The organism is Streptomyces sp. NPDC058525 (assembly GCF_042719495.1).
GTDB lineage: Bacteria > Actinomycetota > Actinomycetes > Streptomycetales > Streptomycetaceae > Streptomyces.
The window spans coordinates 106,820-125,047 of sequence record NZ_JBHXNP010000002.1; the positions used below are offsets into that span (position 1 = coordinate 106,820).

General features: G+C 74.5%; 9 protein-coding genes and 2 pseudogenes. 4 read left to right on the top strand and 7 right to left on the bottom strand.

All coding sequences use genetic code 11. The features are described from left to right. Nucleotides 1-6: 6 nt before the first annotated feature. Complete coding sequence (locus ACFWP3_RS01820) at nt 7-1,851, bottom strand: hypothetical protein (RefSeq protein ID WP_384215442.1); 1,845 nt, start codon at nt 1,849-1,851, stop codon at nt 7-9. A 170-nt stretch (nt 1,852-2,021) separates the two neighbouring features. Between ACFWP3_RS01820 and ACFWP3_RS01825 the strand changes: the two genes are divergently transcribed. Then, on the top strand, nt 2,022-2,756 hold the full coding sequence (locus ACFWP3_RS01825) for a ricin-type beta-trefoil lectin domain protein (RefSeq protein WP_384215443.1): 735 nt from the start codon (nt 2,022-2,024) through the stop codon (nt 2,754-2,756). 197 nt (nt 2,757-2,953) lie between these two features. Here ACFWP3_RS01825 and ACFWP3_RS01830 read toward each other — a convergent pair. Then, nucleotides 2,954-3,664, bottom strand: a pseudogene (locus tag ACFWP3_RS01830) (IclR family transcriptional regulator); the annotation flags it as partial. Nucleotides 3,665-4,572: 908 nt separating this feature from the next. Then, nucleotides 4,573-5,151, bottom strand: a complete 579-nt coding sequence (locus tag ACFWP3_RS01835; RefSeq protein ID WP_384215444.1) for an RNA polymerase sigma factor — start codon at nt 5,149-5,151, stop codon at nt 4,573-4,575. A gap of 455 nt (nt 5,152-5,606) precedes the next feature. Between ACFWP3_RS01835 and ACFWP3_RS01840 the strand changes: the two genes are divergently transcribed. Genes ACFWP3_RS01840 through ACFWP3_RS01850 form a run of 3 tightly spaced genes read left to right on the top strand, consistent with a single transcriptional unit; the run spans nt 5,607 to nt 9,154 of the window. Next, nucleotides 5,607-7,016 carry an MFS transporter gene (locus ACFWP3_RS01840; protein WP_384215445.1) on the top strand — a complete coding sequence of 470 codons (1,410 nt, stop codon included), beginning with the start codon at nt 5,607-5,609 and terminating at the stop codon, nt 7,014-7,016. A gap of 30 nt (nt 7,017-7,046) precedes the next feature. Next, nucleotides 7,047-7,775 carry a response regulator transcription factor gene (locus ACFWP3_RS01845; RefSeq protein ID WP_384215446.1) on the top strand — a complete coding sequence of 243 codons (729 nt, stop codon included), beginning with the start codon at nt 7,047-7,049 and terminating at the stop codon, nt 7,773-7,775. Then, the gene (locus ACFWP3_RS01850; protein WP_384215447.1) at nt 7,772-9,154 is read left to right on the top strand and encodes an ATP-binding protein; all 1,383 of its coding nucleotides are present in this window, start codon (nt 7,772-7,774) and stop codon (nt 9,152-9,154) included. The genes ACFWP3_RS01845 and ACFWP3_RS01850 overlap by 4 nt, the downstream gene beginning before the upstream one ends. A gap of 4 nt (nt 9,155-9,158) precedes the next feature. Here the strand turns inward: ACFWP3_RS01850 and ACFWP3_RS01855 are convergent, their stop codons facing one another. The 4 genes and pseudogenes from ACFWP3_RS01855 to ACFWP3_RS01870 all read right to left on the bottom strand — a co-directional run bounded on the left by ACFWP3_RS01855 (nt 9,159) and on the right by ACFWP3_RS01870 (nt 18,147). Continuing rightward, the gene (locus ACFWP3_RS01855) at nt 9,159-10,130 is read right to left on the bottom strand and encodes a TAXI family TRAP transporter solute-binding subunit (protein ID WP_384215448.1); all 972 of its coding nucleotides are present in this window, start codon (nt 10,128-10,130) and stop codon (nt 9,159-9,161) included. A gap of 20 nt (nt 10,131-10,150) precedes the next feature. Beyond that, a pseudogene (fxsT, locus tag ACFWP3_RS01860) lies at nt 10,151-14,176 on the bottom strand (FxSxx-COOH system tetratricopeptide repeat protein). A gap of 58 nt (nt 14,177-14,234) precedes the next feature. Continuing rightward, nucleotides 14,235-14,615 carry a CU044_2847 family protein gene (locus ACFWP3_RS01865; protein WP_384215449.1) on the bottom strand — a complete coding sequence of 127 codons (381 nt, stop codon included), beginning with the start codon at nt 14,613-14,615 and terminating at the stop codon, nt 14,235-14,237. Next, nucleotides 14,608-18,147: a trypsin-like peptidase domain-containing protein gene (locus ACFWP3_RS01870; protein ID WP_384215450.1), complete on the bottom strand. Its 3,540-nt coding sequence runs from the start codon at nt 18,145-18,147 to the stop codon at nt 14,608-14,610. Before ACFWP3_RS01870 ends, ACFWP3_RS01865 begins: the two co-directional genes overlap by 8 nt. Nucleotides 18,148-18,228: the final 81 nt, after the last annotated feature.

Below are 18,228 nucleotides of genomic sequence, written 5' to 3' on the forward strand. Positions count from 1 at the left end.
GGCTGCTCACCCCGGCAGCCGGGCCGCGACCAGCGCCAGGCCGCGGCGCAGCCTGCGGAAGTAGGTCGCCCGGCTCAAGTGGAGCCGCCGCGCGACCTGGTGGTGCGTCCGGTCGCGCCCCAGGTAGTACGCCTGGAGGATCGCCCCGGCCTCGGCGTCGGCACGGCTCTCCGCGTCCGCCAGGTCCAGTACCGCGCACCTCAGCCAGCCGCGCAGGGCGTCCGGGGACTCGAACTGCGGGCCCGACAGCAGCGGGCTCGCGGACAGCGCCGCCGGATCGCCGAGCCGGGCGAGCGCCCACGCGACGAGGGCCGCCGCGTCCCGGCCCCCGAACGGCGAACCGGGCGGCGGCGGCGCGAGGGCGCGCATCCATCCCGGCAGCCGCGCGGCGCTGAAGTCGTGGCTGTAGACCTCGGGACGGCGCCCGCACCGGTACACGTCGTCCCGGATGCCGCCGTGCGGCCGGAAGGTCAGCGTCCGCAACAGCGCCTGATAGTCCGGGCTGGCGGTGGAGACCACCAGGTGACCGGCGTGGACGGCGCTGACCAGGATGTCCCGCAGGATCTGCGCGTGCGTCACGGGATCCGCCCCGTACGCCGCCCCGAGGAAGAGCCCCGGCCGGCCGCCCGCCCCCAGGGCCGCCGTGTGCTGCTGGAGCAGGGGCTCGATCCCGCCCTCGGTACCGGCGCCGACCGGCACCAGTGCGGCCAGGCCCACCGGCCGGCCGTCCCGGTCCCGCGCCAGCCTGAACGACGAGGGCCCGTCCGCCAGCCAGCGCTCGGTGATCGTCCGGGAACGCCGTACGTCGAACCCGCCGCGCACCGCCCACCGGTGCATCAGCCGTTCCACGTCCTGCGCCTCCTCCGGACGGGCGGGGCCGATCCGCGACCCGTCCTCGGCGGGCGGGAACAGGGTGCTCCGCAGCAGCGGGTCGCCGCTCAGGAAGAGCCCCTGCTCCACGAGTCCGGCCCGCTCCTCCGGCCCTGCCGTGCTCCCGGCGAGCAGCGCGCCGCGGTAGTCGGCCGCCCGGGTGCGCACCTGCGCGTGCGCGTTCGGCCGGCGCCACTGGTACGCCAGCTCGAACAGGCTGCGGTACGGCTCCCGTACCGCCAGGCCCAGCCGCTCGCGCCGTACGACGCTCAGCCCGGCCAGCGTCGAGAACAGCGCGGGGCCGCCCGCGACCAGGTGCTCGTCCCCGGCCCGTACGGTCGCCAGCAGGCGCAGGGCGTGGCGCCAGCGCCGTCCCGGCCGCTCCCGGCCGAGCCGTTCCAGCACCTCGCCGGTCATCAGGTCGGCGGCCGCGCCCGGCGCGTCCGGGGCGATCCCCGAGTGCAGTGCCCGGCAGGCCAGTTCGGCCAGCAGCGGTACCCCGCCGGCCAGCCGCACCACCAGCGCCAGGCCCTGCGGGTCCGTGATGCCCGCGGCCCGCGCCTGCGCCTCGACCGCCTCGGGCGGCCTGGGCCCGACGGTGACGGTGACCGGACCGGCCTCCGCCCATCCCGCGGCCGCCCGCAGCGGGATCCTGCTGACCAGCAGCACCGGCCGTGGCGGGTGCACCGCATACGGCCCATGCCCCGGCGTCGGCGGCCCGCACGCCTCGTACAGGGACGCGGCCAGTGCCTCGGCCTGCCCCGGGCCGTCCACCCCGTCGATCAGCAGGAGGCCGCCGGGCCCGGCGGCGAGCCCCCGCAGCACGGCGGGATCGCAGGCCTCGCCCGGTTCGAGCACGGCGGCGACGGGCAGCCGCGCGGCCAGTCGGCTCTTCCCCGTGCCCAGTCCGCCGGTCAGGTTGACCAGGTCGTGCTGCGCGAGGGCGGCCCGCAGCCGGGCGAGATCATCGGTGGTCTCCACGGACCCGGGACGATACCCACCGTGATCACGCCAGTCACGGCGGGAACAGGCCGTTCGCTGACCGGAGTTGATACTCCGGTGAGACTTCACGGCGGCGGGGCGCGGCTAACGTCGTCACCACCGCGGGCCCGGCGGTTCCGTTCCTCCCGATCCTTGTGAAAGGACCCCTCGTGAAGTTGGCTCGATGGCTGTCGACCGCGGCCGCGACCTTCCTGGCCGGCGCGACCCTCTTCGCCGGACCCGCCGCCGCCGCACCCGGCCCGGCAACGGCACCCGCCGCCGCGGCGAACGTCCCGACCGCGCCGAAGTACTTCCTCGGCGCCGGCTACGGCCCGCTCAACATCGCCACCGACGCGGCCTGGAACAGCGCGTACGCCCAGGCCACGCAGGAGGGCTACCCCGCCGCCAACTGCGCCCGCTCGGCCGGTCCCGTCGCCGCGCCCATCGGCAACGGCGGCTACTACCAGGTCTCCCTGGAGATCTACTGCGTGCCGCCGCCGCCCCCGGGCTCCGGGCAGATCGTCGGGGTCCACTCCGGCAAGTGCCTGGACGTCAAGGGCGCCAAGACCGCCGACGGCACGCCGATCCAGATCTACGGCTGCAACGGCTCCAACGCGCAGGCGTGGAAGCTGGAGGCCAACGGCACCGTTCGCGCCCTGGGCAAGTGCCTGGACGTCCAGTACGGCAAGACCGAGAACGGCTCGCTGATCGGTCTCAACTCCTGTCACGAGGGGCTGAACCAGAAGTGGGAGCAGCTCCCGAACGGCCTGCTGCGCAGCGTCCACTCGGGCAAGTGCCTCGACGCGCTCGGCTGGGCCACCGGCAACGGCGCCCGCGTCGGCATCTGGGACTGCACCCCGCACCACACCAACCAGCAGTGGCGCGGCTCCGCCCTCGGCACCTGACGGTTCCGCGGCCCGCCGCGGACGCCCCCGCCCGGACTTCCCGGGCGGGGGCGTCCGCGTCCGGCGTCGGGGTGTCCTGCGTCGCGGCCCTACGGGGTCTAGGCGGTCGGGGACAGGACGCCGCTGCCCAGGCCCGCGGGGCCGTTGTCTCCCTCCCGGGCGGCGCTCTGGGGTGTGGCGGGCTGTGTGCTGCCGACGACGATCAGGGCGATGAGGACGGCCGCGGCCTCGCTCTGCAGGATCCGTGCGGCCTGTTGCAGGCGGCGGGGGTCGGTGGCCGGGATGGACAGGGCCACGCATTCGGCGTTCGGGCCCGCCGTGATCGGGACCGCGGCGCAGAGGGTGCCCAGCGCGTACTCCTGGAGGTCGAGCAGGGGGGCGCTGGGCCGCCGGCTGTCGAGCTGCTGGAAGAGGGCCTGCGGGGTGCCGAGGGTGTGGGCGGTGAAGCGGGTGAGCCGGTGGCGGGAGAGGTGGTCCTTGCGCTGGTCGTCGTCGAGCTGGGCGAGCAGGGCCTTGCCGACGGCGGAGGCGTGGGCCGCGGCGCGGAAGTCCACCCATTCCTCGACGAGCGGTGTGGCGGGCCCGTCGGCGTACTGGGTGATGGAGACCTCTCCGTCGGTGTAGCGGGCCACGTAGACGGCGGCTCCCACCGCGTCGCGGACCCAGGCGAGCGTTTCCTGGAGGTGTGCGCGGCCGTCCTCGCCCGGGCCGAGGCGCAGGGCGCCGCCTGCGATGTAGGCGTCGGGGCCGACGGGGGTGACCAGTGCCGCGCGGGCCAGCTGCTCCACGGCCCGGGCCAGGGCCAGTTGGGGCAGGTCCGTCTCCCGGGCGATCTGGGTCAGGCTCACGCCGCCCGCGTACCGGTTGACGACCTCGAGGACGCGCAGGGCGCGGTGGACGGATTCCATCGCGGCCGGCGCGGGGCGCCGTTCCGGTGAGCTGCGGGGGGCCCGGGCCGGCTGGGGCTCGTTGAGCACGTCGAGGGCCCAGGCGTGCGCCGCCTCGTCGGTCAGGTGCAGGGGGTTCAGTCGTGCGTGCTGTGCCACGGCGGCGGCGACCTGCGGGCCGGGCATGGGTACGTCTCCCAGGTCCGGGTCCTCGGACCAGACGTGCGCCGTGACGGCCCGCCGGAGCCGCGGGGGCAGCCGGTACGGGGGGCGTACGAAGCGGCCCGCGCCGCTGAGGGCGGTGAGGTCCTGGGTGGTGATGGGCGGGGAGGTCCAGATGATCGAGGCCCGCAGGGCTTCCTCGAGGGTGTCGGGGATCTCCGGCAGGGCCGGCAGGTGCTCGTCGGGCGGCAGGGCCTGTGCCTGCCGTTTCCAGTGGCGGGCGGTCTTCACCTCGGCGCGGGCCAGGTGGTGGAGGTAGAGGCAGCGGGCTGCGGTCCGGGACCCGGCGCCGGCGGCGTACTGGAACCAGAACTGCGCGCCCTCCGCGTCGTCCAGGTGCAGGAGGCAGCCGAACAGCAGGGCCGAGTCGGCTCCGTGGGGCCATGAGCCGGGGCCCAGGGCGATCTCCGCGAAGGCCCGGCTCTCGGCGAGCGCCCAGGCGATCTCGTCCAGGGTCCGGGCCGCCCGTACGTGGCAGGTGGCGTCGAGCACGAGGTCGTCGACTCCGGCCGAGCGCGGCGCGGGTGCGCAGCCGCCTTCCGTGCCGATCGCCGCCCGGGCGCGGTCGGCCACGATCCGGCGGGCGATCCGGCGCCGTGCCGCGCCCTCGTCGTAGCCGGCGTACTCCTCGACCAGGACCTCCGCTGCCCGCAGGGCCGCGTCCAGTCCGTCCCACGTCACAGGGTCGCGATCGCGAGTCACATCGCTCACTGGTCCTTCTCCTCTCCAGGGACCCAGTCCACCCCGAGTTTCCGGGACAGGGTTCGGCGTGCGCCTCGGATGTGCGAACGGACGGTCGCCGAGGAAATGCCCATCATCCGGGCGACCGTGTCGTTGTCATTGCCCAGCAGGAAGGCCAGCAGCACCACGTCGTACTGCCGCTCGGACAGGTCCGCGATCGCCGCGTACAGGCCGAGCTTCGACTCCAGCAGTTCCATCCGCTCCCGGGAGGCGCGGCGCAGCGCGGCGAACCACGCGGTCTCCACCATCGCCACCGAACGGGCCGAGACCGCGAGCCTGCGCTCGACGTGCTCGCGGAGCACCGCCCAGGCGAACCCGTGCAGGCTCGCCTCCTTCAGGGCGTGCGGCCACACCTTGAGCAGGAAGGTGAACACGTCGTCGACCACGTATTCGGCGTCCTGCCGGGAACCCAGCTGCAGATGGGCATAGCGCAGGTAGGCGCGATGCTGCTGGGAGTGGAAGGCGGTGTAGTCCACCGGCAGCACACCGGCCAGCTCGCTGGAGACCGCCCGGTCCCCGGATGGGTCGAACTCGCCCTCACTCATGCACTCTCCCACGGCTGCTCGTCGCCGCCCACCGGGCCGGCGACACCCTGACCACGTCAAAAGCGAAAACACGTACCGCGGTAGCGGCTATCAGCACGAGGGCAACGACCTCGACGTCCACGTCTGCGCGAAACCTTCCCGATGGTGTGTAGCGCGGCTGCCTGCCCTCCGGCTCCGGCCGCCGTGGAGCACGAAGGGCTCCTGATCCCCACCCCATCGGAAAACAGGGCCGATCGTGCAAGCCGGTCTTCGGGAATCTTCCGGAGATAGCGCATCCGCTCCCCCGCACGCCCCTTGGCGCCCGCGCACGCCCCCGGCTTTCTTAGCGGGACGTTAGATCTGGGTGGCGGAGCTTGTCCGCGGCCGGCGGCGGCCGCATGCTCTGGGCACTTCCCCGCCACCGGGGCATCTCCCCCGTCCCCGCCCGGGACTTCCGCCGTCCGTCTGGAGCCGCCATGTCCCCGTCCACCGTGACGCCCGCCCCGCCGCCGCCCGGGGACGAGCGCAAGAAGCGCCGTCTCGCCCTGATCGGCGGCTCGCTCGGCAACCTCGTCGAGTGGTACGACTGGTTCGTCTACGCCAGCTTCGCGATCTACTTCGCCGACTCCTTCTTCCCCGGCGACAATCCGACGACCCAGCTGATGAACACGGCGGGCATCTTCGCGGTCGGCTTCCTGATGCGGCCCGTCGGCGGCTGGATCCTGGGCCGCGCCGCCGACCGGCACGGGCGCAAGAGCGCGCTGACGCTGACCGTGACGATGATGTCGGTGGCCGCGCTGCTGATCGCCGTCGCCCCGACCTACGGCCAGGCCGGCTACTTCGGCGCCCTGGTGCTGCTGCTCGCGCGGCTGCTCCAGGGGATGAGCATCGGCGGCGAGTACGCGGCCAGCGCCACCTACCTCACCGAGGCGTCGGCCCGCGACCGGCGCGGCCTGGGGTCGTCCTTCCAGTACGTGTCGATGACCTGCGGGCAGCTGCTCGGCCTGGGCATCCTGATCACGCTGCAGCACACGCTCACCACGGCCCAGTTGGAGAGCTGGGGCTGGCGCATCCCCTTCCTCCTCGGGGCGTTGTTCGCGGTGGTCGTCTTCTGGCTGCGGCGGCGGCTCCAGGAGACCGACGCCTTCAAGGAGGAGGCCTCCGGCGAGGACGCGGACGACGACGGCGCGCGCGGCACGCTGAAGGTCCTGTGGCAGCACCGGCGGCAGGCCGGACTGGTCATGGCGCTCACCCTGGGCGGCACCGTGGCGTACTACACGTACACCACCTACCTCACCAAGTACCTGGTGGGCAGCGCCGGCATGGAGAAGACCACCGCCACGCTGGTGAGCTTCACCGCGCTGGCCCTGTTCGCCGTGCTCCAGCCCTTCGCCGGGATGCTGTCGGACCGGATCGGCCGACGGCCCCTGCTGATCACCTTCGCGGTGGGCTGCACCGTCGGCACGTACCCGATCATGACCGCCCTCGGGTCGGCCTCCTCCTACTGGTCCGCGCTGGGACTGTCGCTGCCGGCCCTGGTGATCGTCACCGGCTACACCTCGATCAACGCGGCGGTCAAGGCGGAGCTGTTCCCGACCCGGGTGCGCGCCCTGGGCGTGGCGCTGCCGTACGCGATCGCCAACGCGCTGTTCGGCGGCACGGCGGAGTACGTGGCGCTGTGGTTCAAGAGCAGCGGCCACGAGACGATGTTCTTCTGGTACGTCTCCGGGTGCGCGCTGGTCTCGCTCGTGACGTACGTGCTGATGCCGGACACCCGCAATGCCGCGCTCAGCCGTGCCGAGGAGCGGGCCGACGCCGAGGCCAAGGCGCGGGCCGGGGCCGATGGCGGCCCGGACCGGCCCGCGGCGGCTCCCGTAAGCTTCTGACCCCGGTCACAGCTCGCGAGGTAACTGTCTATGCACGCGCTTCTCGTCGAGGACGACGACCGCATGGCCCAGGCCCTCGGCACGGCCCTCGCCCAGCGCGGGCACAGCGTCCGCCGGGTGGGCCGTGCCCTGGACGCCCTGCGGTTCGTCCACGAGGCGGACTTCGTCCTGCTCGACCTGGGGCTGCCCGATCTGGACGGGCTGGAACTGCTGCGGCGGCTGCGCACCGTCTGCGACGCGCCGCTGATCGTGGTGACCGCCCGCTGCGAGGAGCGCGACATCGTGCAGGGGCTGCGGGCGGGCGCCGACGACTACGTGGTCAAGCCGTTCCGGATGGCCGAGCTGATGGCCCGGATCGACACGGTGCGGCGGCGGACGGGAGCGGCGTCGGCCGGCCGGCCGGAGGCCGGGGGCGGGCGGGTGCGCAGCGGGGACGTCGAGGTCGACCCGGCGGGCCGTACGGTGACGGTGGCGGGGGCGGAGGTCCGCCTGACCCGCCGGGAGTTCGACGTACTGGCCTTCCTGGCGGCCCGCCCCGACGAGGTGCACTCCCGTGAGGAGATCCTGGACCGGATCTGGGGTGACGTCTTCCTCGCCGCCTCGCGCTCCCTGGACGTCCACGTGGCGGGGATCCGCGCCAAGACCGGCCGCTCCGGCCTGGTGCGCACGGTCCGCGGGTTCGGCTACCAGCTCGGCTGCCCTGCCGCACGGGACGGGCGCGAGGGCGGGAGCGACGGGGGCGGGGGCGGCGGGCGGTGAGGCGGCGGCTGCTCGCCGTGCTGATGGTCCTGATGGGGGCGGCGGCGCTGCTGCTCTGCGCCCCGCTCGCCGACGCCTACGCCCGGGGCCGGACCGAGCACCTGCTCCTGCAACGGCGTTCGGAGGCCGTGCGGTTCGCCGATCTCGCCGAACGCATGCGCACGGGCGCCGACCGGCTGGAGCTGTCGGCCGAGATCGGCCGGTACGCCCAGCTGTACGGAGCCGGGGTGGCCGTGGTCGACACGGCGGGTGCCACGGTCGCGCGGGCCGGGGCGGACACCGCCTGGGAGGACGCCCGCGATGCGGACGAGGCCCGGAGCCGCGCGCTCACCGGGCGCTCCACGGACCGGCTGCCCACCGTACGCCCGTGGGGCCCGAAGACCGTGGTGCTCGCCGAGCCGGTGGGCCGGGACGAGCGGGTGAGCGGGGCGGTCCTGATGGCCGTGTCCACCGACGCCGCCCGGCTGGACGTCACGGTCCGCTGGTCGGTCATCGCCGCCGGAGCCGCCGCGGCCTTCGCGGCGGCCGCGCTGGTGGCCGCCGGGATCGCGCGCTGGCTGATGCGCCCGGTCGGCGATCTGGACCGGGCGGTGGAGGGACTGGCCGCCGGCAGCCTTCAGGCACGGGCCGTCTCCGACACCGGACCACCGGAACTGCGCCGGCTGCGGCAGCACTTCAACATCATGGCGGAGGCCGTGGCCGACTCCATCGGCCGCCAGCGCGACTTCGTCGCCGACGCCTCCCACCAGCTGCGCAATCCGCTGGCCACGCTGGTGCTGCAACTGGAGAACGTCGAACCGCACATCGCCCCCGGTCCCGGCCGGGCGGAGCACACCCGCGCCCTCGACGAGGCGGAGCGCCTGGAGGAGCTGCTCGACGGGCTGCTGGCCCTGGCCCGGGTGGAGTCCGGGGGCGCGGAGCCGGCGGACCAGGACGTGTCGCGGGCCGTACGGGAACGGGTCCGGGCCTGGGCTCCGGTGTTCCGCGACGCCGGGCTGGAGCTGACGGCCGACGGCCCGGCGGACGGCCTGCGGGCGCGGGCCCTGCCGGACGCGGCGGGCCGGATCCTGGACGCGCTCCTCGACAACGCCGTCAAGTTCGTGCCGCGCGGCGGCCGGGTCGAGGTGACCGCCGGGCGGGGTGCGGACGGGACGGCCGTCGTACGGGTGGCCGATGACGGCCCGGGCGTGGCGGAGGACCAACTGGATCTGCTGCTGCGGCGTTTCGCCCGCGCCCCCGAGCACCAGAACGTGCCCGGCAGCGGGCTGGGCCTGGCCATCGCCGACGAGATCGCCCGGATCAGCGGCGGCCGGCTCGACGTCGGCGGCAACAGCCCGCACGGCCTGGTCGTCGAGTTCCGGCTCCCGCCCGCCCCGTAGCCGGTCAGCCGTAGACCGAGCGGTAGTAGGTGACGGCGCCCGGGTGCAGCGGCACCGCCCCGGTCGAGATCGCGAACCGGGGCTCCAGGCGTGCGCCCGCCGTCACTTCGCGCAGCAGGTCGCTCCACCGCTCGAACACCACCTGGAGCAGTTCGCGGACGGCGCCCTGCGGTACGTCGTCGCGGGCCAGGAGGTAGTTGCCGACGCCGATGGTCCCGACCGGCTCCGTGAGCCCGTACACCCCGGCCGGGAGCGTGACCGAGGTGTAGACGGGGCCGTGGTCCTGGCGCAGCGCGCCCACGTAGCCGTCCAGCGGGAGGAACCGCAGCGGCAGTTCGCGCGCCAGCCCGGCCAGCGCCGGGGTGGGGACCCCGCCGGACCAGAACACCGCGTCGACCGCGCGCTCCCGCAGTGCCGCCGCCGAGGCGGCGAGCCCCAGCTGCCGCTCGCGGGCGGCCGGGGAGCCGCCGCCCAGCCCGGCCGCCCGCAGGACCCGCCCTGCGACCACCTGTACGCCCGAGCCCGTCGCCCCTGCCGCGACCGGCCGTCCGGCGAGCTCCCGCACCGTGCGCACGGGGCCGTCCGCCGGGACGAGGAGGTGCGTGTAGTTGACGTAGACGCGGGCCAGGGCCGTCACTGCGGCGGGGCGGGTGAAGGACTCGCGCCCCAGCACCGCGTCCTCGGCCGCGTCCGCCATGGCCAGCGCCAGTTCCACGGTGCCGTCGTCCAGCTTGCGCAGGTTGTTCACGCTCGCCGAGGTGCTCACCGGGACGATCTCCAGGCGGCGGCCGCTCGCGGCGACGGCCCGGGCCAGGGCCTCGCCGAAGGCGTTGTACGGTCCGCCCTCCGGCCCGGTCGCGAGGCGGAGCCGCCGGACCGGGCCGGAGCCGCCGGAGCATCCGGCGAGCCCCGCCGCGGCCGCGACGCCGAGGCCGGCGCCCATCACCCGTCGGCGGGTCAGCTCTGCACTGGTCACGGCCGCAGCGTAGCGAGGGATCACACGGCCAGGGGTTCCAGGTCGCGGTGGATCCTGCGTCCCTCGCGGGCGGCGCGGGTCAGGGCGTGGTCCTCGCCGAGCAGCCTGACCAGCTCGGCGACGGCCCCGGCCCGCACTCGGGCCGCCTCCTGTCCGCGGCCCGTCCGGTCCAGGCCGACGGCCAGGTTGGCAGCGGCCGCCAGGGTGTCGGGGTGGTGGGCGCCGAGCGTCTCGCTCAGCCGCGGCACGGTCTGCCGGTCCAGTTCCAGGGCGCCCTGCGGATCGTCCAGGCCGGCCAGGGCGCCGGCCAGGTTGAGCCGGGCGAGGAGGGTGTGCGGGTGGTCGTCGCCCAGCACCTCGCGCAGGGAGCGGACGGTCCGGCGGAGCATGGGCTCCGCCACGTCCGCCTCCCCCGTCGCGCAGTGGTAGACCGCGAGGTTGTTGACGGCGGCCAGGGTGTACGGGTGGTGCTCGCCCGGCACCCGTGCGTACGCGTCGACCACCTCCTGCGCCAGGTCCCGCGCCCCGCCCGGGTCCCCGGTCGCGAACAGGTCGGCGGCCAGGTTCAGTTCGCAGGCCGGCAGGTCCGGGTGGTCCGGGTGGTCCGGGTGGTCCGAGATGTAGGCGGCCCGGTAGCGGTCCCGGGCGGCCGTGGTCAGTTCCAGCGCCTCCGCCGGCCGGCCGGCCCGGCGCAGCGAGACGGCGAGGCTCGTCGCGGCCGACAGGGTGCCGGGATCGTCCTTCCCCAGGGTGCGCTCGCAGCTCGCACGGGTCCGGCTGAGCAGCCGTACCGAGTCCTCGTACCGGCCCACCTCGCGCAGGTCGCGGGCGAGGTGCCGGGCGGAGGACAGGGTGTACGGGTGCTCCGGACCCAGCACCTCCGTGCGCCGGCCCAAGACCTCGTGGTCGATCTCCCGGGCCCGCGCGTACTGCCCGACCATGCGCAGGGTCAGTGCCAGGTTGTTCGCGGCGGCCAGGCTGCGCGGGTGGCTCTCGTGGAAGATCTCCGCGAAGCCCTGGTGGGCGGCGTGCGCCAGCTCCCTCGCCTCGCCGTACCGGCCGAGCGCGCCCAGGTCCATCGCCAGGGCGCCGGTGGTCATGTACGTGTGCGGGTGCGAGTCGCCGAGGACGCTGCGCTGCCGGTCCAGCGTGACCTCGTCCAGCTCTCGCGCCTCCACGAACCGGCCTCGGGAACGGAGGATGGTGGCGAGATGGAAGCGCAGGTAGAGGTACTGGATGTCGTGATCGCCCAGGATTTCCCGCCAGATCGCGCGCAGCTCCCCGGCCAGCTGCTCGGCGGCGTCGAGTGCACCTCGCTTCCACAGGTAGCGGACCCGGTCGATCAGCAGCCGGCGCGTCTCCGGCTCATGGCAGTACCGGGCTTCGGACGGGGCCAGGTGCGGCCAGATCGTGTCGAACCGCGGCCAGTTCTCCGGGTTGTCGACCGGGTCGTCGTCGTCCGGCCGGGCTCCGGCGAGGATCCGGTGCACCGCGTGCCGGGCCTCGCGCTGCTCCTCCTCGGTCAGCTGCGACCGGATCACGGCCTGGACCAGCCGGTGCACCTGGATGGCGTTGGCGACCTGGTCGGTCTTGGCCAGCGCGAACCGGCCGATCTCCCGGATCACCCGGCCCAGCACCAGCTTCTCCTGGAGCGAGACGTCGTACGGCTTGAGGGCGTCGATCATCTCCTTGCTGAAGAGCAGGTTCGGCGAGATCGGCTCGGGCCCCAAGAAGGCGCAGAGCTGGAGCAGCCGTACGGCGGCCGGGGAACGGTGCCGGAGCCGCTCGACGGAGATGTTCCAGGTGGCGGCCACCGGCTCCGGGTAGCCGGGCGCCTGGTTCAGGCCCAGCACGTGCGCGGGCTGCCGGGCGAGTTGCTCCAGGTACTGGGCGACCGGCGTCGCGGTCCCGGCGATCCAGGCGCCCGCCTGCTCCACGGCGATCGGCAGGTCGCCCAGTGCCGCGGCCAGCTGCCCGGCCTCCTCCTGCCCGAGCCCGGGGGCCCGGCGCCGGAGGTGCTCGACGGACTCCTCGCGCCGGAACACGTCCACGGGCAGCGTGTCGGCGTACTGCGACCAGGCCTGGTTGCGGGAGGTGACGAGCACGTGGCCCGGGCCGCCCGGCGGGAGGAACCGCGTGAGGTCTTCGGGATCGTCCGCGTTGTCGAAGACCAGCAGCCAGCGGGCGGACGGCTCACCGCGCCGCAGCAGGTCGATCGCCTCCTGCACGTCGGCCGCCATGTCCTGTCCGGACCCCGCGCCCAGCCGTACGGCCAGCTCCGCGAGCGCGGCGACCACATCGTCGGTCTGCTCCGCGGGGATCCACCACACCAGGTCGTAGTCGGCCATGAAGCGGTGCGCGTACTCCAGCGCCAGCTGGGTCTTGCCCACGCCGCCGAGTCCGTACAGGGCCTGCGGCTGCGGCAGCACCACGGCCAGTCCGCTGCCGAGCTGGTCGCGCATCCGCTCCAGCACGGTGGCGCGCCCGGTGAAACCGGGGTTGCGGGGCGGCGCGTTCCAGATCCTCGGGACGGTTCCGGGGAAGCGGGGGCCGGGCCGGGAGGAGGTGCCTGACACGCCCTCCGGGAGTTCCGGGAGGGCCGGGAGCTCCACCGCGCGCAGCAGGGCGGCCGTGGCCTGCGCCTCGTCGAGGCGGAACAGGTCCACCGGGTCGTGGGCGGGGAACAGCGAGGACAGGCGGACGTCGCCCACGGTGAGCGGAATGGGTCCGCCTCGGCTCCCGGTCGGAGCCGCGGCGGCCGCACGCTCCCACGCGTCCATGGCGCGGTCGGACTTGAGGTAGGCGGCGGAGAGCAGCACCACGGTCCGGACGCCGGGGTCGCCGCCGCCCAAGTCCGTCCCGTCGGGCGCGGGCGCGGCGGACACGTCCACGGGGATCACCCGGCAGCCGGCCCGGGTGAGCACCGCCTCGGTCCAGTCGGCCCACATCCGGTTCTCGGGGACGTAGCAGAGGACCAGGTCGTCGCGGGCCGGGGCGGAGGGGCGGGCGACGGCGTCCCGGATCCGCAGGCGCGTCCGCTCGTCGACATCGGGCATGGACGTGACGGCGCCTTCGGTGATCACGGCCGTGAGCCGTTCGAAGGCGGCGAGCAGGGAGCCGGTGTGCCCGGGCTCGTCGCCGAAGACCGCCAGGGTCTCCTCGTAGGCGTAGGCGGAGCGGTACGGGATCTCCACGGTGCGCCACTAGGAGGTGAGCTCGTCCCCGGCGAGGCCGTGGACGAACCGGTCGAACGTGGTCCGGGCCAGTGCGCGGCCTGCTTGGGCCCGGCCCGGATCGCTCTCGTCGACGCGCATCGGGACGGGGTGGATCGTGATGCGCCGGTCCGAGTAGCGCTCGTCGATCTGCCGGGCGACGGCGGCCGCTCCGTCGATGGACTGGCCGGAGAGGGTGAAGCAGTCCACCAGCACGTCCGGGAGGTGGATGGTGCAGATGTCCGCCGTGTCGGACAGGCCGGTGCGGCTGTCGATCAGGACGTAGTCGTAGTTCCGCTTCATGTCGGCGCGCAGGGCGTCGATGAAGCGGCCGCCGCCGAGCAGGTCGTAGAAGCGGTCCCAGTCGAAGGTGGTGGCGGTCACGGAGTACTCGCGGTTCTGCCGGCCCGCCGAGAGGAAGTCGAGGGCCCCGCCCTCCGGGAACTCCCAGCCCAGGGCCGCGGGGGCCAGCTCTACGGTGTGCCGCTGCACGCGCGCGTAGTCCTCGTGCCGGCCCTCCATTCGCTGCACCGGGCCGGCCGCGGCCTCGGCGTACTCGGTGATCAGGTCGATGACCCCGGGGCAGGCGCCGAGCGTGGCGGGATCCAGGAAGGGGCGGAGGAAGCGGTGCAGGCCGGGGGCCTCCAGATCCCAGTCCACGGCGAGGACCCGTTTGCCGTTCGAGGCGAGGATCCAGGCGGTGTTGGCCAGCGCCATGGTGCGGCCGGCGCCGCCCTTGTACGCGTAGAAGGTGACGATGCGTCCGTCACGCCCGCCCTTGTCACGATCACGGTCACGGTCACTGCCGCTGTCGCTGTCACGACTCACGGTCATCCGCGTCCCCCCGGCCGGTGTGCACGTACTCCATTGAACGGTCCCAGACCCGATTCCGTCAGGGTGCGGTGCCCTCGGCCGCCGGGGCGGGCGGCTGCTCTCCGCGCTGCCAGGTCAGCCGGACGGTGAAGTTGCCCTCCGCCGCCGTCTTCGCGATGATCGCGCCCGCCTCGGCGTTGATCTTCACTCCGAGTTCGACCTCGACCGTGTCCGGCGGGCTGGGCATCGTGGTCATCCGGTCCAGCAGCACGGCGGCGGCCGCCCGCACCTGGTCGAAGCTCTCGGCCAGCGAGCGCGCGGCCGTCCCCGCGATCTCGCCGGGCCGGGCGGCCCGTACGATCCCGGAGCTGCCGGGCGGGACCTCCACCACCACCCGTTCGCCGCCGCCTTCGCCGTCCGCCTCCAGCGGCACCCAGATGAGCTGCGCGTTGTCACCCACGCGTTCCGTTCCTTCCCTCGCACAGAGCCCCCCGGTAGGCACCGGGCGGCACGTTCTCGTCGACCGCGGGCGGCAGGGTCTCGTCGCCGAGGGTCCGGCACAGCCGTGTCATCCAGCGGGCGGCCTCGGCCGCGGGCGGCGTCTCGACCGGCTTCGCCCCCGGGGCCGGGAGCCTGCCGAGTGCGTCACCGCCGTCACCGGGTCCGGCGACGGCGACCATGCCGAGCCCGTCCATGACCACGGAAGGCCCGTCGGCCGGGCCGGTGAGTTCCAGGCCCGACCACGCCTGCCCCTGGCCGAACGTGCGGACCGGGCCGCCGGAAGGTGCGGTCTCCATCTGCGGTCCCCCGTTCTCCAGGTAGTACACCAGCGGCTTCGCCCCGCCGGAGCCCAGAGAGACCCCGGTGACCGGGACCTGCTGCTCACTGCGCTCCTCGTGCAACAGCCTGCCGTCGTCGAGTCCGTGCACGGCGATCCGGTGCGAGAGCAGCGACTGCCCTCCGCGGACCACGGTCTCCGTCTCGACCAGCGCCAGCCGTGCGAGGTCCGGGCTCACGTCCATGTGCACGCCCTTCGCCGTGGTGCTCTGCCAGCGCATCAGCTCTCTGCCGACCGGCGCCGCGCCGGTCAGGTCCCAGGACTTCACCACCCCGGTCGACCCCGACAGCGACACGCCCTCGGTGCTCACGGTGAGCAGCCGCGCTCCCCCGGCCGTCGGCCACATCCGCTCGACGGCTTCCGGAAGGCCGGGCATGACCTTCCTGATCCGCCCGTCGGCCGTGTTCCAGAGCACCAGCCTGCCGCTCTCCCCGAACAGTCCCGTCTGTCCGAGCAGCACTTCGGACCCCGGGTCGAAGGCGAGCCGGGCGTACTGGGTCGGCAGTTCCAGTCCGGGGAACTCGGGGAGCGGGGGCAGCTCGAGCCCCGGGATGTCGGGGCCCGTGTCGAGGTCCTTGGGGAACGGGTCTCCGCCCTGCGGCGCCTCCAGGTCCAGGATGCGGCCGGTTTCCACGGTGAGCAGCCGGGCCGCGGTCCGCCCCGGATCCGGCGGCGTGCCGTCCGATGGCAGCAGGCCCATCGATTCGGCCAGGGCCACCATCGTGCCGTCCCGGCTGATGCCCGTGACGTCCGCCGTGCGCCCCGTCTCCACGCGCTTGAGGCCCGAGTCGTCCGCGCGCAGCACCACGAGCTCCCCCTTGGCCGTCCGCGCGGCCACCACCTTCGCCTGACCGTCGGTGACGGTCTCGGCTGGGACGCGCATCCATTCGACTACGGCGGTGGTCATGCCCCGGTACTGGGGCGCGAGGATGTCGGCGAAGCCGTACCGGGCGTACATCTCGCCGAGCCGCTCGCGCGTGCGCGGGGTGTCCTGGGTGCGGTAGGCGCGCAGGGCGAGCAGCAGCGCCGTGTACGACATGCCGAAGTCGCCTGGGTTTCCGGCCAGTTCGGCGTCGCGGGACTGCTGGACCAGTACGCTCGACGCCTTCGCCGCCGCGTCCTGGCTGATGTCCGTACGCCAGACCCAGCTGCCGATCCCCGCCAGCAGGGCGAGGACGACGCCGACGGCGGTGATCCCGGCCAGCCGCCGCCGGGCGGTCTTGCCGCTCGCCTCGATGAACTCCTGTTCCGCGGGCCGCAGTTCATCCGTCCGGGCGGTCCGCCAGCGGTGGGCGTCGCGGAGGTCCTGGCCGCGCAGCAGCCGCCGCCCGGACCGTCCCTCGCCGGACCACTGGGTGATGCGGCGGCGCAGCCCCTCCTGCCACAGGCGGAAGTCGCGGTCCTCGGCGACGTACGTGCGCAGCCGGTCCCAGTGGGTCAGCAGGGTCTCGTGGGCCAGCTCGACGGTCTCCTGGGGCGGGCCGGATTCCGGCCGGTAGTCCTCGCCGGGGACAAGCAGGCGGGTGGTCATCAGCCGCTGGGCCAGCCGCCACTGCTCGGGGCGGAGTTCGGAGCGGGCGAGGGTGCGGCGGGTGGGGGCGATGCCGTCGTCGCCGGGGTGGACGAGCTGGACCAGCAGGGCGCGGGCGGCCCGCTGCTCGGTGTCGGTGAGGGCGCCGGTCCAGACCTGCTCGGCGTGGGTGACCAGGGCGTCGTGGACCCGCCCGAGGGACTCGTACGCGGTGTGGCCGATGCGTCCGTGGCGCTGGCGCTCCCACAGTTTGGTCAGGGTGAATTCGAGCAGCGGCAGCCGTCCGGGGTCGCTGCCGACGTCGCCGAGGATGCGGTCGACCAGCCCGCGGTCGTAGGTGACGCCGGTGCCCGTGAGCGGCAGTTCCACCGCGGCCCGCAGTTCGCCGCCGGACATCGCGCCCACGGTGAAGAGCCGTTCGCCCGAGAACAGCGGGGCGAGGCCCGGGTGGGCGAGGGCGGGGGTGAGGAAGTCGGCGCGCAGTCCGGTGACCAGCCGCATCCGGGAGCCGGGCAGCAGGCAGTACGCCAACACCCCCGCCAGGGCGTCCAGTTCGGCGGGGTCGGCGCCGGCTCCGGTTCCGGTGAGGGCTTCCTCGAACTGGTCGGCGACCACGAGGAGCCGCTCCTTGCCCTGCCGGGCGAGCAGCCGCTCCACGACGGCGGGGAACTGGCCGTCCCGCAACAGCGCGGTCAGTTCCGGGAGTTCGGCGATCCGGGCGGTTTCCGTCAGGTCGGGCTCCAGCCGGGGCAGCAGGGCGAGCGCGAGCGCCTCCAGCGGGGCGCGGCCGAGCCGGCCCGGCCGGAAGACGACGATCTCCAGCTCGGACCGCCGGCGCAGCCGGGGCAGCACGCCGGCGTACAGGAGGGAGGACTTGCCGCAGCCGGACGGTCCGACGAGGCTGGTCGCGGGGGCGTGGGCGAGCAGGCCGGCGATCCGGTCGGCGGGTTCGGCGCGGCCGTGGAAGAGGCCGGCGTCCTGCTCCCCGAAGGGCTCCAGGGAGCGGAAGGGGCAGGCGGGCAGGGCCCGCGCGGCCAGCGCCGACCAGCTCTCGCGCAGGGTGCGTACGGGGATCAGGTACGCGGTGCGCACATCGGACCGCGTGTCGGCGGCGACCACCATGCCGACGACGCCGCCCTCGGCGACGTCCCAGACCGGCGCCCCGGAGAAGCCCTGCTCGACGCGGTGCTCGCTGGCGGGATCGGTGTCGTACTGGAGCCAGCCGGCGCCGGTGGCCCCGCGCAGCCAGCCGACGCTCCAGGCGCCGTCGTCGTAGGCCGGCGGGAAGCCGAAGGCGCGCACCCGGCGGTCGGGGCCGGCCGCGTCCTCGACGAGGCGGGCGACGGGTGCACCGGCGGGCGGATCGGCGAGGAGTTCCAGGACGGCGACGTCGCCGGAGCCGTCGGGCCGCACCGGGGTCCAGGCTTCGACGCGTGCGGGCACCCGGGTGCCGCGCTCGGCGAGCGGGAAGTCGACCCATAATCGGCCGCCGGGTGCGTCCCGGGTGTCGGCGGGCAGGCCGAGCGCCGTGGCGACCACGTGCGCGCAGGTGACGACCTCGCGCGGCCCGGCGCGGAAGCCGGCTCCCTCGGGTCTGCCGTCGGCGCCCAGGATCCTTGCCACCGAGGCATCACTGGGCGCTGCGCTTCCCGGTTCCATGGTGTCCACCCCCGTGCCCGTGCACCCGGTCCATGAGCGGCCGAG